This is a genomic window from Methylobacterium sp. Leaf85 (assembly GCF_001422125.1).
Lineage (GTDB): Bacteria > Pseudomonadota > Alphaproteobacteria > Rhizobiales > Beijerinckiaceae > Methylobacterium > Methylobacterium bullatum.
The window spans coordinates 193648-208486 of the sequence record NZ_LMME01000023.1; the positions used below are offsets into that span (position 1 = coordinate 193648).

Genomic DNA, 14839 nt, shown 5'->3' on the forward strand with positions numbered 1-14839 from the left:
GATCGTCTCTCACCACCGACCAGAGCCGCAGGATCATGACCGAGCCTACCCGCCGCGCGCTTCTCACCGGGATCGCCGCCCTGTCCGTCGCCGGCACCGCGTCGACGGCGCAGGATGGACGCGCACCCAAACCCTTCGATTTCGAGGAGGTGGAACGGCGGGCCGAGGAACTCGCCAAGGTCGCCTACGATGCCCGCGTACCGCCCCTTCCGGCTCCCATCGCAAAGCTCGATTACGACGCCTGGCGTGACATCCGTTTCAAGCCCGACAAGGCCTTTCTCGGGGGAGAGAACAGCCCATTCCGGCTGCAGCTTTTCCATGTCGGCTTTCTCTACACGCGCCCCGTCACCGTGAACCTCGTGCGGCGTGGCATCGCGACTCCTATCGCCTATCAGTCGAGCCTGTTCGACATGGGTCGGACGAAGCTCGACAAGCCTCTGCCCGTCGATCTCGGCTTTGCCGGCCTCCGCTTCCACAGCTACCTCAACAAGCCGAACCTGCTCGACGAACTCATCGTGTTTCTCGGCGCCAGCTATTACCGCTTCCTCGGGCGCGATCAGCTCTACGGCCTCTCGGCGCGGGGCCTCGCCCTCAATGTGGAGGGGGAGGGCGCCCCGGAGGAATTCCCGGTCTTCCGCGAATTCTGGGTGACGATGCCGGAGACCAACGCCGACGCCCTGCTGGTCCATGCCCTCCTCGATAGCCCCTCGGTGACCGGGGCCTTCGCCTTCACCGTCAAGCCCGGCGACGAGACCAGCGTCGCCGTTCGCTCGACGCTGATCCCAAGGGTTGCGCTCCCATCGGTGGGCGTCGCGCCGCTGACCTCGATGTTTTTCATCGGCGAGAACGACCGGCACCACTCCGACGATTACCGGCCCGAGCTCCACGATTCCGATGGTCTTCAGATCGCGGCCGGATCGGGCGAATGGCTCTGGCGCCCACTGGACAATCCGAAGGCGCGACGCATCTCGTCCTTCGTCGATCGCGATCCGAAGGGGTTCGGACTGATGCAACGGGACCGCGCCTTCGAGTCTTATCAGGATCTCGAAGCATCCTATGGACGGAGGCCGAGCTACTTCGTCGAACCCGAAGGCGGCTGGGGCGAGGGCGCCGTGACCCTGATGGAACTCCCGACCGACACCGAGGTGAACGATAACATCGTCGCCTATTGGCGTCCGAAGCAGCCTTATCCGGCCGGCGAACCGGTCCGCATGTCGTACCGCGTGCGCGCCAGGAGTTCGAACAGCAGGCTGCATACGGGCGGGTATGTGGCGAATACCTTCCTGGCCGCCACCAGCGCCAGCGGTGCCGCCAAGGGGGAGGAGGCGAAAGGGACGCTGAGCCGCCGCTTCCTCATCGATTTCGCCGGAGGCGAACTGCCTTATTATCTCCCCGACCCGAGCAAGGTGGAGGTGGTGGCCGATGCCTCGCGGGGACGGATCACCGCCACTTCGATCACCCCGAATCCTCATATTGGCGGGTTGCGGGCGGCGATCGACATCACCCTCGACGTCGCAGATCAATCCACCGATCTCCGCGCCTTCCTGCGCGCCGGCGGTCGAGCGTTGTCGGAAACCTGGGTCTATCCCTGGACCGCAGCGTGAGCGTCCAAGCCCATAAACGGCAGACGGTTGCTCCTGTCACCATCCGCCCGGCGACGTTGGGCGATCTCGACGCCCTGGTCGCCCTGGAACACGCGGCGTTTTCCGGAGACCGGGCGGAACGGCGGGCGATCCGCCATGCCATCGGCTCTCCGTCGATGTCGTTGCTGGCGGCGCTTGACGCCGAAGACCGATCGATCTTGGTGGCGGCGGCCACGCTGGAGCGCCGCAAGGGAAGCCGCAGCTGCCGGCTCTCCTCCATCGCGGTGTCCCCCGGACGCGCCGGCCAGGGGCTCGGCGGCATCATGCTGGACGCAGCGGAGGCCGATGCAAAAGCGCATGGCTGCACGATGTTGCGGCTGGAGGTGAGGGCCGATAATGGCGCCGGCATTCGCCTCTATGAGCGCCATGGCTACGCCCGGTTCGCCATCCTCGAAGACTATTACGAGGACGGCATGGAAGCGTGGCGCTACGAGAAGGCCTTGTAGTTAGCCGTCGCGGGCATCGACCTCATGCCTCCCCATACCGTCATCCCGGGCCGCATGGTAGGACCCGGAACGACGGACGGGGTTCGTTGTCCTATCCGGTACAGCGAACGGTTTCGTGGCGGCTCAGTCGCAGGATTCGCGGGTCACCGTCTTGCGGTCACCCTCTTCGTTCTCGCGGGTCACCGATTTGACCCGACAGCCGTCTCGGGTCTCACGGGTCTCGACGGTGCGGGTCTCGGATTCCGGCCGCTCGACGATGACGCGCTCGGGCACCTCACGCTCGATGATGGTGGTCTGGGCCTGGACCGCGGAGGCGCCGAAGAGGGTCAGCAACGCGGCGGTAGTGAGGATTGATTGACGCATGGACATCTCCTTCGAAACCATGCGCCCCAACGACGGGGCGAGCTAGACCGTTCCCGTCTTCGATCCTGAATTGCCGAATTCTCCCGCTTGCGTCTCGCGACGGGCTATCCCTCGATCTTCGAGAAATCGGCGACCTCGCGGGTGGCCGCCCGCAGGGCATTGAGCAGAGCGAGGCGGTTCTCGCGCAGGGCCGGATCGTCCGCGTTGACGATGACCTTCTCGAAGAAGGCATCCACCGGCGCGCGCAGGATCGATAGCGCGCGCATGGCCCCCGAAAAATCCTCCGCCGCCACGGCCGCCGAGGCTGCGTCACGCGCGGCCACCAGCGCCTCGGACAGGGCCTGTTCCTCCGGCTCGCCGGAAGCCGCGATGGCGGCGCGGTCGGGCTCGGCCTCGTAGACGCGCCCGTCCTTCTTCTCCTCGATCCGGAGGATGTTGGCCGCGCGCTTGTAGCCGGCGAGTAGATTCTTGCCGTTGTCCGTCTCGAGGAACTGGCCAAGCGCCTCGACGCGGCGGACGACCATGAGGAGGTCGTCCTGTCCGGACAGGGCGAAGACGGCGTCGATCAGGTCGTGGCGGGCGCCCTGGTCGCGCAGGTAGACTTTGAGGCGGTCTGCGAAGAAAACGAGGAGATCGGCCGGAAGAGGATCTTCGAGGTTCCCGTGGGCGTCCAGCGCGGCCATATCGCGGTCGTCATCCCCGGAGACGGATATGACGGCGACGTGGCGTTTCTTCTGAACATAGAAAGCGTCCTTCAGCACGTTCTCGCGGAGCTTCAGGCGCAGGCCATTCTCCAAAATGAGCCGGACCACGCCGAGGGCCGCCCGTCGAAGTGCATAGGGGTCTTTGCTCCCGGTGGGCTTCTCATCGATTGACCAGAAGCCGGCAAGAGTATCGAACTTATCGGCCAAAGCGACGGCGACGGAAACAGGATCGGTGGGCACGCGGTCCGACGGACCCACAGGTTTGTAGTGCTCTTCCAACGCCGCACAGACACTGGGATGCTCGCCCTGCAACGTCGCATATTTGCGGCCTATGAGCCCCTGCAGTTCCGGGAACTCGCCGACCATCTCGGTAACGAGATCGGCTTTCGCGAGCTGAGCGCCGCGACTGGAGAGTTGTACATCAGCGCCGATGATCGGTGCTATGCCGCGCGCAAGCGCCGCGATACGCGCCACCCGCTCGCCCTGGGTCCCGAGCTTCTCGTGGAAAACGATGCTGTCGAGTTTCGCCAGCCGGTCTTCGAGGCGGATCGCCTTGTCGGTCTCCCAGAAGAATTTCGCGTCCGAGAGGCGGGCGCGCACCACGCGCTCGTTGCCGCCGGTGATCGCGATGCCGCCGTCGCTGGCCACGAGGTTCGAGACCAGGATGAAGGCGGGAGCCAGGGTGTCGGAGCCGGACTCGCGGAGCACGAAGCACTTCTGGTTGGCCCGGATGGTGGCGCGGATCGCCTCGGCGGGGATGTCGAGGAAGCTCGGATCGAAGGTCCCGAGGAGCACCACCGGCCATTCCACGAGGCCGGCGACCTCGTCGAGCAGACCCTCGTCCTCAACGAGTTCAAGGCCGCGCGCGAAAGCGAGGTCGCGGGCATCGTGCAGGATGATGTCCTTGCGCCGCTCCGGGTCGAGCACGACCTTGGCGCGCTCGAGGGCCTGGATGTAATCGTCGAACCGCCGCACTTCGATGGCGTCCGGGGCCAGGAAGCGGTGTCCGTAGGTGGTGGTGCCGGCCGCGATCCCGTCCACCGTGAAAGGCACGATCTCGGGTGTCTCGGTCTCGGGGCCGAAGGTCGCCACGATGGATTGCAGCGGGCGCACCCAACGCAGGCTTCCCGGCTGGGCCGAGGCCGCACCCCAGCGCATGGATTTCGGCCAGGGGAAGTTCTTGATGATCGCCGGCAGAATCTCGGCCAGCACCTCGATCGTATCCCGGCCGGGACGCTCGATCACGGCAGCGTAGAACTCGCCCTTCTTCGGATCGGTGACGGTGGTCGCCTGATCGAGACTCGTCAGGCCCGCACTCTTCAAGAACCCCTGGATCGCCCCGTCCGGCGCGCCGACGCGAGGCCCCTTGCGTTCCTCGCGCGCGTCCTTGCCGCGTGGTGGCAGGCCGGCCACGTGCAGGGCGAGACGGCGCGGCGTGGAGAAAGCCTTGGCGCCCTCGTAGAGGAAGCCGCGCTCCACCAGCGCGTCGGTGACGAGCTTCCGCAGGTCTTCCGCGGCCCGCCGCTGCATGCGGGCGGGAATCTCTTCGGAGCGCAGTTCGAGGAGGAGATCAGGCATGGGTTCAGGTCGCGTCCGAATTGATAGTCAGGATGTCGTTGGCGCGACTGTTGCGGCCATCGATCTGTCAGCTAGGGTATGGAAGTGATTGGGTATCTTTCAGAAAATGACCGATCACTATAAATTACCTATCCTTTCATGCCACGCCGCCACCCGCCGTCTTCAGCCACGCCGCGCCGCAGGCCTTGGCCAATTCCCGCACCCGCAGGATGTAGCTTTGGCGCTCGGTCACCGAGATGACGCCGCGGGCGTCGAGCAAATTGAAGACGTGGCTCGCCTTGATGCACTGGTCGTAGGCCGGCTGCGCCATCCTGTGCCGCCCCGCGTCATCCTCCGGAGCGCCGGCATCGAGATAGGTGCGGCAGGCCTTCTCCGCGTCGGTGAACTGGCGGAACAGCATCGCGGTGTCCGCCGCCTCGAAATTGTGGCGCGAATATTCCTGCTCGGCCTGGAGGAAGACGTCGCCATAGGTGACCTTGTCGTCGCCCGTGCCGCCGTTGAAGTTCAGGTCGTAGACGTTCTCGACGCCCTGGACATACATGGCGAGGCGCTCGAGACCGTAGGTGAGTTCGCCGGCGACCGGCGCGCACTCGATCCCGGCGACCTGCTGGAAATAGGTGAACTGGCTCACCTCCATGCCGTCACACCAGCATTCCCAGCCGAGCCCCCAGGCCCCCAAGGTCGGGCTCTCCCAATCGTCCTCGACGAAGCGGATGTCGTGGAGCTTGAGGTCGACGCCGATGGCGTCGAGGGAAGCGAGGTAGAGTTCCTGCAGGTTCGGCGGGTTCGGCTTCAGGATCACCTGGAACTGGTAATAGTGCTGCAGCCGATTGGGGTTCTCGCCGTAGCGGCCGTCCTTCGGGCGTCGCGAGGGCTGGACATAGGCCGCCTTCCAGGGCTTGGGGCCGAGTGCCCGCAGGGTGGTGGCGGGATGGAACGTGCCGGCCCCCACTTCCATGTCGTAGGGCTGGAGGATCACGCAGCCCTGCGCGGCCCAGAAATTCTGCAGCGTCAGGATCAGACCCTGGAACGAGGTCCTGGGTGCGAGATCGACAGCGCTCGGCAGGGCTTGTGCGCTCGACATGGGGAAGCTTCCGGTCAGCGGGAAAGGGCGGCAGCGTTTAAGAGGCGGGCTTGCGGAGTCAAGCCGAGCCGTTCCGCGAATGCGGGTGCGCGGCGGCACACATTTTCGCCACGATCGGGTTTATCGCCGGAACTGTCCCGCTTGTCGCTGGTTCTTAGCACAAATCAAGGGATCAGCCGGCTCGCAAAGAGCGGCAAGCATTGCGGAAGTCGGACCATGCGCAAGTCGATCACTGTATTCGCCGCACTCTTCGCAGCATCTTTGGCCGCTACGCCCTTCGTCGTCGGAGCCTCGAACGCCCTGGCGACCACCGACAAGGCCGACATCGTCGCCATGCCGGCGCCCGTGACGGCGATCGAAGTGTCCTCCGTGCCGGCCCCCGCTGCGACCGAGACCTGCACCCGCAAGGTCCGGGTGGTCTATTCGGGCTACGGTGCACCGTCTTCGGCCTGCACGGTCGCGCTCCGCTGAATTCTCACAGCCCGTAGCGTGCCCAGGCGGAGCGCTCCTCGATCACGGCAAGGGCGTCGGCGGCAAGACCCTTGCCGGTGAGTCCGGTGATGGTCGAGCCCGGCACGGCCCGGCGCAGCAGCCGGCCAATGAATGACCCCTGCTTCTCGGCGACCAGCTTCAGAATGACATTGTCTCCGAATCTGGCCCTGAGCGTGGTTCGCACGTCTCCCAACGAATCGATCAGCCCCAGGGGCAATGCCTGGCGCCCCGTCCAGACGGCACCGGTGAAAAGGTTCTCGCCACCTGCCCTCACGGCGGGCCTGCGCTCGCTGACGAGCGAGGTGAAGAGATCCTGCACGTCGGCCTGGATCGCCTTGAGGCGCACGATGTCCTCGGGATTCTCAGGGCGGAACGGATCGAGCATGGCTTTGGCCTCGCCCTGGGTATGGACGCGACGCTCGATGCCGATCCGTTCGATGAGCTTGTCGAAGCCGAAACCGGCCGAGACCACCCCGATCGATCCGATCAGCGACGTCGGATCGGCGATGATCTCATCCGCCGCGCAAGCGATCATGTACCCGCCGGAGGCGGCCACATCCTCGACGAAGGCATAGACGGGCAGCTTCTTCTCCACGGCGAGCGCGCGGATGCGCCGGTGGATGAGGTGGGATTGCGCCGGCGAGCCGCCGGGCGAGTTGATGACGAGGGCCACTGCGGACACGCCCGCCATTCCGAAGCCGCTTTCCAGGCTGGACGCCACCGTCGCCATGGAGAGGCCGGACCGCAGGGGTGACGCAGCGCCGATGACACCGCTGAGGCGGATGACCGCAACCATGGGCTTGCGGCCACGCCACGCCTTCGGGACGAGCGGGTGAAGGAAGCGCGGTAGGGCCAGAGGCATCGGTCTCGTCTCGGTTGAACGGGGAGGTCGTCGGCATGGAAGCGTGGGACGGCCCTCGCTTCCGGTCCAGACACCACGAAATGGAGACGATCGAACCATTTTACAGGCTTCGCTGTTTCACTCGTCCGGTATCGCAGCACTCGGCCGCAGGCCGACGGCCGACGGCCACCGAGATGCGGACCGCTGAAACAGGGAGACTGACCATCATGCGTATCGTGACGTGGATGATCGTTCTGGTCGGGGTGCTGGGAGGGGCCTACGGGTCCCTGTCCCAGGCACGCGCGGCGCCGCTACCCATCGCTGCCGTCGCGGGAACCGCCGGAACGGAACTCGTGGAGAAGGCGCATTGGCGTCGGCACCGCCGGCACCACTGGTACCGCCGGCATCACTGGCACCGTCCGCATTACGGCTACCGCCGGCACTACTGGCGGCCGCGCTACTACCGCCCGATCTATGGCTACCACCGTCCGGCCTATGGATGGCGCAGGCCTTATTGGCACCGGCGTCATCACTGGCATCGCCATCACTGGCACCGCCGCCATCATCACTGGCGCCGGTTCTACTGAGCAGATGCTCTGAAACAAGCGGTTCGCGGCGAGGAAGTCCTTCCTCGCCGCGAAGATCATCAGGGTGGCCAGGACAGCCCGCGGTGAAGTGCATCCGCCTCCGGCGTCATCGCGCCATCGGCTTCCTGCAGGATGAGGGAAGGCGCCAGAGTGAACGGCGCACGGCTTCCCTTGATGCCCGTCACCAACACCCGGATCGCGGGGCGCTCGATTCGAGCCTGGACCGGCCTCGCGACGATCCCTCCGAAGCGCCTCTGCAGGGCGGCGAGGCAATCCGGCAGGGCATCGGCGCGATGCACGAGGCCGAGCGTCCCGCCCGGCTTCAGGAGGTCGAGACAGGATTTGATCCAGGCTTCGAGATCACCGCCGGAAAACGTATGGGCCGAGGCCCTTCCCGGGATCGGCGATGGCCTGTGGCGCCGCGATTCGAAAAAGGGCGGGTTGGTCAGGACCAGATCCGCCATGTTCGACGATAGGCCGGCTGCCCTCCGGCTCTCGACCGAGAGAATGTCGGCGGCGGTCACCCCGACCCGGCCATCGAGGCCGTTCCCGTCGATGTTCCTCGCCGCGAGGGCGACGAGGTCCAGGTCACGCTCCACCAGGATGACCTTCGCCGCCGCCTCGTAGGTGGCCACCGCCAGCCCCACCGCCCCGGTGGCCGCGCCGACATCGATGACGACCGCCCCCGGTGGCGGCCTCACGGCTCGGCTCAGGAGCACCGCGTCCGTGCCGGCGCGATGGTCCCCGCGCGGCGGCTGATAAAGGCGAAGACGGCCGCCGAGCCACAGATCGGCGGTCGCGGCCTCGGGGACCGCCTTCTCGATGCTCACATCACGCATCGCGTAGTTCGTGCGCCAGACCGGCATCCTCCAGCAGCCGTCGCGCATCGGACGCATGATCGTCGGGCACGAGCAGACGGCGGGCGAACGCGCCGATCGAGCCTTCGAGCAGGCTCATATGTGTGTCGGCGATCAGGACCGGGATATCCGCCCCCTGCAGCAGCGACTCGGCAAAGCCCATGAGGACGATGTCGTTGCTCCGGATCAGCTCTCTCATGCGTCCACCCGCCTCATCGGCGGCTTCCCGCCGCCGCCCTTTGTATACAAGGAGAAACGCGGGATGTTGCAGCGCCTCGGCGCGCATGCGAAGGGGTGCCCGCGTGGATGTTGGTCACGGGAGATTGCCCGGTCGAGCGGATCGGCCCGAGCGGCGGGTACGCCGCCGGAATCTGCCCGGTGTGAAAAGCTCGGGAGGCATCGCGTTTGGGTGTCGTCGTTTCCTTCGATGAGGGCCGCTCCGATCCGGAGTCGAGCCTGAACGATCTTGTGGCCCTGGTCGCCAAGGGGATGGAACGCGTGAACGCGACCATCCTGTCGCGGACCGGGTCCGACGTCGCGATGATTCCGGAGGTGGCCAACCACCTCATCGCCTCCGGGGGCAAGCGCCTGCGCCCCATCCTCACCCTCGCCACCGCCGATCTCTGCGGATACGGGGCCGGGGATGGCGCGGTGAAGCTCGCCGCCAGCGTCGAGTTCATGCACACGGCGACCCTTCTGCATGACGACGTGGTGGACGAGAGCGACATGCGGCGCGGCCGCGTCGCGGCACGGATCAAGTGGGGCAACGAGGCGAGCGTGCTCGTCGGTGATTTCCTCCTCGGCCAGGCCTTCCGAATGATGGTGGAGGTCGGTTCGCTGCGCGCCCTCGACATCCTCTCGGCCGCCGCGACCGTCATCGCCGAGGGCGAGGTGATGCAGCTCACTGCCGCCAAGAACACCGAGACCTCCGAGGACGAGTATCTCGCCGTGATCCGGGCCAAGACCGCGGAATTGTTCGCCGCCGCCTGCGAGGTCGGCCCGGTGATCGCCGACCGCCCGCGGGCGGAGCAGGCGGCGTGCCGCTCCTATGGCATGAATCTCGGGATCGCCTTCCAGTTGATCGACGACGTTCTCGACTACGGCGGCACCAGTGCCTCCATGGGGAAGAATGTCGGCGACGACTTTCGCGAGGGGAAGATCACCCTGCCGATCGTCCTGGCCTTCCGGCGGGGCAGCGAGGAGGAGCGGACCTTCTGGCGTCGTACACTCCAGGACGGTCGGGTCGAAGAGTCCGATCTCGACACGGCCCTCGCCATCCTGCGGAAACACCGGGCCCTGGAGGACACGATCGACCGGGCGCGCCATTACGGCGCCATCGCCCGCGATGCCCTGGCGCTGTTCCCCAACGGGCCGATGAAGTCGGCGCTGCTGCAGGTGGTGGATTTCTGCATCGCCCGGGCTCACTGATCCGATCCCGGCTCGTCACGCGAGCCGGGCAGGGAAGGCCGTCACCGTAGTAAGGCGGCTCGGACCCACCAGGATGGCTGCATCGCGCGGATGGCGGCAGCCGCCCGAACCGCATCGGATCGGGTGGCGAACAAGCCGAAGACCGTAGCACCGGAGCCGGACATGCGGGCGAGCCGGCATCCCGGTTGGTCGCGCAGGGCCGTGAGCGTATCGGCGATGACGGGGGCGACCGTGAGCGCCGGCGCTTCCAGATCGTTGCGAGCCGGCGTCACCGCCGCCAGTATCTCGTCGTAGCCAAGGCCTCGCGCGAGGATCGGGTGGACCTCGCCGGCATGGCGCTGCCCCACCGTCAGCCCCAGCGCCTTGAAGACCGGCGCGGTGGCGACCGGCACGCCGGGATTGATCAGCACGGCCGGCAAAGGCGCAAAACCCAGCGCCGGCCCGACATCCTCGCCGGCACCGCGCATCATCCGGCCGCGTGGATCCAGGCAGACGGGAACGTCCGCCCCGGTGGCGCGGGCGGCCTCGACGACAGCGGGGTGATCGAGGGAAAGGTCGTTGAGGCGCACCAGCAGCCGCAGGGCTGCGGCCGCATCCGACGAGCCGCCGCCGATCCCTGCCGCCACGGGCAGGCGCTTGATGAGGTGGAAGCCACCGATACGAAGGCCGGGGATCGCCTTGGTCAGCCCTCGAGCGGCGCGGATCACGAGGTTGTCGTCGAGGAGACCGGCCGGCCCGGCGGTGGGTCCTGAAACGTCGAGGGTCAGCTCGCCGCCGGGCTGCAGGCTCAGCGTATCCCCCGAACCGGTGAAGGCCACGAGGCTTTCGAGCTCGTGATAGCCATCCCCCTCACGACGGCCGAGGACGTGGAGGGTCAGATTGATCTTCGCCGGAGCGCGGGTGACGAGGATGGGCACGGCTTGCTCTGTCGGAGAGGGGCGGGTCTGTCGACCGCGGGAATGCGCGGCCGGTCTGGCCCCGCGATCCCCCACCCGTCAAGCCGGGTCTCAGCCGCCGGTCTTCTTGTCGGCCGCGCCGGGGGGCTCGCTCGGAGCCGGAGCGCCCTTGGGCAGATCGGGATTCACCTTCTCCGCCTCGGGAGGATTCTCGGCGGTAGCGGCGGGCTTCTCAAGTTCCGGCAAGCCGTCCTTGAGCTTGGCGTTGATCTTGACGAGATCGTCCGGCTCCGGGTTCAGGTCCTTGGCGTGCTGCCACTGGAACTTGCCTTCGAGCCGCCGTCCCGAACGCCAATAGGCATCGCCGAGATGGTCGTTGATAGTCGGGTCGCCGGGCTTGAGCTCGATGGCCTTCTCCAACTCGCGCACTGCGTCGTCGTAGCGACCGAGGCGGAAATAGGCCCAGCCGAGGCTGTCGATGATCATGCCGTCTCGCGGGCTCGCATCGACGGCCTGCTTCAGCATGGTGAAGGCCTCGTCGATATTCATGTTCTGGTCGACCCAGGAATAGGCGAGGTAGTTGAGCACCTGCGCCCGCGCCGCCGGCTGGTTCGGCGGGACCAGTTCCAGGGCCTTCTTGAGGTCGGCCTCGGCCTTCGGCCATTGCTTGGCCCGCTCGTAGGCGGTGCCGCGGAAGTAGAACGTCGTCCAGTAATTGGCGGCTGGCTGCTTGCCGATGAGTTCGATGGCCCGGCTGTAGGTGGCCGCCGCCTCCTCGTATTTCTTGCGCGAGCGCTGCACGTTGCCGAGGGCGGTCACAACGTCGATGCTGTCGGGATGCTCCTTCATGGCGGCGTCGAGGAGCTGGGTCGCCTCCTCGCCCTTGCCGAGCTGCTCGAGATTGAGGCCGATCTGGATGTCGGCATTGAGCTTCAGCGGCGAGGTTGCCGGCATCTGCGCATAGGCGTCGTTGGCGCGCTCGGTCTGCTTCATCCGGTCGAGCGTATCGGCGAGGGTGAGGCGGGCGAGGGCGTGTTCGGGGGCGAGATAGAGGGCGAGGCGCAGATAGACCACGGCGGGCAACTCGTCGCCCTGGGTCGATCCGGCCGAGCCGAGCCCGTAGAGCACCTCGCCGGCGCCTTCCTGTGCCGTGTTGACCAGGCGGGTCAGGGGCTTGCCGGCCTTGAGCTTGTCGAGGGCGTCACGCACGATCGGGTGACGCGGCAGCAGCTGATCGAAGGTCGTGTAGGCCTGGATCGCCAGGTCCGTCCGACCGGCCTGCGCTTCGAACCGGGCATAGGCATCGACGATGCGCAGCGTGTTCGGGTCCGCGTCGTACGCAGCCTTGAGCCGGCGCTCCGCTTCCGCCTGATCGCCGACGAGGTTGGCGATCAACCCGGCATGGAAGTCGCGGAAGGTGTTGTAGGAGCGCTCGCCCTTCAGCTTGTTCACCACTTCGAGGGCGCGCTTGCCGTCATTGGCACCGGCATAGGCCCAGGCGGTCAGGAGGGTGCTGGTGAGATCGGCCGCGGCACCCCGTCCGCTGCGGGCGAAGTTCTGACGGGCCTGCGCGAACTGGCCGGCCTTGATCTGGCGGACCCCGAGGCTGAGCTGGGCGAGGCCGTTCGATCCGTCGCGGGCGGTGAGGCGCTCGGCCGCACGGAAGGCGTCGGGCAGAGCGCCGTCGGCGAGCAGCGACACGAAGGCGCGTTCGAGCAATTCGGCATTGCGTGGGTCGGCCTTCACCGCCTCGCGGTAGAAGCTCGCCGCGGCGGAGGTGTCCTTGGAGGCGCCGGCGATATAAGCGGACAGGAAGTTGCCTTCCAGCGACTCGGCCGGCTCGTATTCCGTCACCGGGGCGGATTCCCGAGGCTGGGCGGCCAGGGCCGTGACCGACGTCGCCACTGAGGCGGCGAGGCACAGGGCGAGAGCCGAGAGGGTCCGGCGGGTCGCGGCGTTTCCGTTCATGGGCACCAGTCGCGTTTGTAGCGCATCGTCCGTCAGGGACCGATGCCGATCGGGCGGGGACACTGAACTCTTCCCGCCATCCTCGCAAGGCGAAAGGATGGCGGGCACTTAGGGTCCGGTGCGTCCTCACATGTTGGGGTAGTTCGGCCCGCCCGGACCCTCCGGCGTCACCCAGTTGATGTTCTGGTTGGGGTCCTTGATATCGCAGGTCTTGCAGTGGACGCAGTTCTGCGCGTTGATCTGGTAGCGGACGCGATTGCCCTCCTGCACCCATTCGTAGACGCCCGCCGGGCAGTACCGCGCCGAGGGGCCGCCGTAGACGTCGTGCTCCGAGGACTTCTGGAGCGCCGCGTCCTTGACGTTGAGATGCGGCGGCTGGTCCTCCTCGTGATTGGTGTTCGAGAGATAGACCGAGGAGAGCCGGTCGAAGGTCAATTTGCCGTCGGGCTTCGGGTAGACGATCGGCGTCACCTCCGAGATCGGCTTCGTGGCGGCGTGATCCGGCTTGCCGTGCTTGAGCGTGCCGAAGGGTGAGGCGTCGAGGATCGTCTGCGACCACATGTCGAGGCCGCCCAGACCCACACCCACGAGCGTGCCGTATTTCGACCAGAGCGGCTTGACGTTGCGCACGCGCTTGAGATCGCGACCGATGTCGCTGTCGCGCCAACCGGCCTCGTAATCGGTCAGCTCGTCGCCCTGTCGGCCGGCGGCGAGGGCGGCGGCGATGGCCTCGGCCGCCTGCATGCCGGAGAGAACGGCGTTGTGCGACCCCTTGATGCGCGGCACGTTGACGAAGCCGGCCGAGCAGCCGACGAGGCAGCCGCCGGGGAAGACGAGCTTCGGCACCGATTGCCAGCCGCCCTCCATGATGGCGCGTGCGCCGTAGCCGATGCGCTTGGCGCCCTCGAACACGTCGCGGATCATCGGGTGGGTCTTGAAACGTTGGAATTCCTCGAACGGCGACAGGGTCGGGTTCTCGTAGTTCAGGTGCGTGACGAAACCGACCGAGAGCAGGTGGTCGTCGAAATGATAGAGCCAGGAACCGCCGCCGGTCTTGTTGGAGAGCGGCCAGCCCATGGTATGGCGCACGAGACCGGGCTCGAACGTCTCGGGCTTCAGCTGCCAGAGCTCCTTGACGCCCAATCCGTATTTCTGGTGGTCGCTGTCCCGGTTGAGCTGGAAGCGGTCGATCAGCGTCTTGGTGAGCGAGCCGCGCGCTCCCTCGCCGAAGATCGTGTACTTTCCGCGCAACTCCATGCCGCGGGTGTAATCGTCGCGCGGCTCACCGGATTTTCCGATGCCGAGATCGCCGGTGGCCACGCCGATGACCGTGCCGGCATCGTCGTAGAGCACTTCCGAGGCCGGGAAACCGGGATAGATTTCGACGCCGAGCTCCTCGGCCTTGGCACCGAGATACTTCGTCACGTTCGAGAGCGAGCCGACGAAATTGCCGTGGTTCGACATGAATTTCGGGAAGGCGAAGTTCGGCAGCGAGATGCCGCTGTTCTTGGTGAGGAACAGGAACTCGTCACGCTCGACCTCGGTCTTGAGCGGCCGGGCTTCGTCCTGGCGCCACTCGGGAAGCAGGCGGTCCAGCCCGAGCGGATCGATCACCGCGCCGGAGAGGATGTGCGCGCCGACTTCGGACCCCTTCTCGACCACCACGACGGCAAGATCGGCGGCGATCTGCTTGAGGCGGATCGCAGCGGCGAGGCCGGCGGGCCCCGCGCCGACGATCACCACGTCGAAATCCATACCCTCGCGTTCCGGCAACGCCATCCTGTGAACTCCTCCTGCCGCCCCAGCCTGGACCGATCGAGACCGGTCAGCGCGTGCGCGATGTTATGATTGCGAACACTCTCAACCGATTCCAAGCTGGGAACGCAAGCCTGCCAATGGTCTCAGCATGGTCTGAGCCGTCTCGCCGCCGTTCCAATGGCCGCGTAACGTGT

Annotated in this window: 14 protein-coding genes; 5 read left to right on the forward strand and 9 right to left on the reverse strand. The window is 66.6% G+C overall.

What is annotated here, in order from left to right; all coding sequences use genetic code 11:
• Window positions 1–35: 35 nt before the first annotated feature.
• Both ASF08_RS13125 and ASF08_RS13130 read left to right on the forward strand, forming a co-directional pair.
• Window positions 36–1604 (forward strand): glucan biosynthesis protein, encoded by a 1569-nt coding sequence (locus tag ASF08_RS13125; protein WP_082473199.1) that lies wholly within the window; start codon window positions 36–38, stop codon window positions 1602–1604.
• Entirely contained in the window at window positions 1601–2089 is a 489-nt protein-coding gene (locus ASF08_RS13130) for a GNAT family N-acetyltransferase (RefSeq protein WP_056145957.1), read from the forward strand. Before ASF08_RS13125 ends, ASF08_RS13130 begins: the two co-directional genes overlap by 4 nt.
• 123 nt (window positions 2090–2212) lie before the next feature.
• On the opposite strand, the gene ASF08_RS13135 is transcribed toward ASF08_RS13130, so the two are convergent.
• The 3 genes from ASF08_RS13135 to ASF08_RS13145 form a co-directional block, all read right to left on the reverse strand.
• Entirely contained in the window at window positions 2213–2452 is a 240-nt protein-coding gene (locus ASF08_RS13135; RefSeq protein ID WP_026175680.1) for a hypothetical protein, read from the reverse strand.
• A 104-nt stretch (window positions 2453–2556) separates the two neighbouring features.
• Window positions 2557–4734 (reverse strand): glycine--tRNA ligase subunit beta, encoded by a 2178-nt coding sequence (gene glyS, locus ASF08_RS13140; protein ID WP_056145960.1) that lies wholly within the window; start codon window positions 4732–4734, stop codon window positions 2557–2559.
• 136 nt (window positions 4735–4870) lie between these two features.
• On the reverse strand, window positions 4871–5818 hold the full coding sequence (locus ASF08_RS13145) for a glycine--tRNA ligase subunit alpha (protein ID WP_018042376.1): 948 nt from the start codon (window positions 5816–5818) through the stop codon (window positions 4871–4873).
• A 216-nt stretch (window positions 5819–6034) separates the two neighbouring features.
• Between ASF08_RS13145 and ASF08_RS13150 the strand changes: the two genes are divergently transcribed.
• A complete protein-coding gene (locus ASF08_RS13150; RefSeq protein ID WP_056145963.1) occupies window positions 6035–6289 on the forward strand; it encodes a hypothetical protein in 255 nt (84 codons plus the stop codon).
• Between the two features lie 4 nt (window positions 6290–6293).
• On the opposite strand, the gene ASF08_RS13155 is transcribed toward ASF08_RS13150, so the two are convergent.
• Entirely contained in the window at window positions 6294–7172 is an 879-nt protein-coding gene (locus ASF08_RS13155) for a S49 family peptidase (protein WP_056145967.1), read from the reverse strand.
• A gap of 206 nt (window positions 7173–7378) precedes the next feature.
• Between ASF08_RS13155 and ASF08_RS24130 the strand changes: the two genes are divergently transcribed.
• Window positions 7379–7738, forward strand: coding sequence for a hypothetical protein (locus tag ASF08_RS24130; RefSeq protein WP_082473200.1), 360 nt, complete (start codon window positions 7379–7381; stop codon window positions 7736–7738).
• Window positions 7739–7797: 59 nt separating this feature from the next.
• On the opposite strand, the gene ASF08_RS13160 is transcribed toward ASF08_RS24130, so the two are convergent.
• Both ASF08_RS13160 and ASF08_RS13165 read right to left on the reverse strand, forming a co-directional pair.
• A complete protein-coding gene (locus ASF08_RS13160; protein WP_056145971.1) occupies window positions 7798–8577 on the reverse strand; it encodes a tRNA1(Val) (adenine(37)-N6)-methyltransferase in 780 nt (259 codons plus the stop codon).
• Window positions 8570–8794 carry a putative signal transducing protein gene (locus ASF08_RS13165; RefSeq protein ID WP_018042381.1) on the reverse strand — a complete coding sequence of 75 codons (225 nt, stop codon included), beginning with the start codon at window positions 8792–8794 and terminating at the stop codon, window positions 8570–8572. The genes ASF08_RS13160 and ASF08_RS13165 overlap by 8 nt, the downstream gene beginning before the upstream one ends.
• Window positions 8795–9000: 206 nt before the next feature.
• On the opposite strand from ASF08_RS13165, the gene ASF08_RS13170 reads away from it, so the two are divergent.
• Window positions 9001–10023, forward strand: a complete 1023-nt coding sequence (locus ASF08_RS13170) for a polyprenyl synthetase family protein (protein WP_018042382.1) — start codon at window positions 9001–9003, stop codon at window positions 10021–10023.
• A gap of 41 nt (window positions 10024–10064) precedes the next feature.
• Here the strand turns inward: ASF08_RS13170 and ASF08_RS13175 are convergent, their stop codons facing one another.
• From ASF08_RS13175 to ASF08_RS13185, 3 genes are all read right to left on the reverse strand, one after another.
• Window positions 10065–10940 carry a 4-(cytidine 5'-diphospho)-2-C-methyl-D-erythritol kinase gene (locus ASF08_RS13175; RefSeq protein ID WP_056145974.1) on the reverse strand — a complete coding sequence of 292 codons (876 nt, stop codon included), beginning with the start codon at window positions 10938–10940 and terminating at the stop codon, window positions 10065–10067.
• A 90-nt stretch (window positions 10941–11030) separates the two neighbouring features.
• Window positions 11031–12887 carry a tetratricopeptide repeat protein gene (locus tag ASF08_RS13180; protein ID WP_056145976.1) on the reverse strand — a complete coding sequence of 619 codons (1857 nt, stop codon included), beginning with the start codon at window positions 12885–12887 and terminating at the stop codon, window positions 11031–11033.
• 126 nt (window positions 12888–13013) lie between these two features.
• A complete protein-coding gene (locus tag ASF08_RS13185) occupies window positions 13014–14666 on the reverse strand; it encodes an electron transfer flavoprotein-ubiquinone oxidoreductase (protein ID WP_056145980.1) in 1653 nt (550 codons plus the stop codon).
• Window positions 14667–14839: the final 173 nt, after the last annotated feature.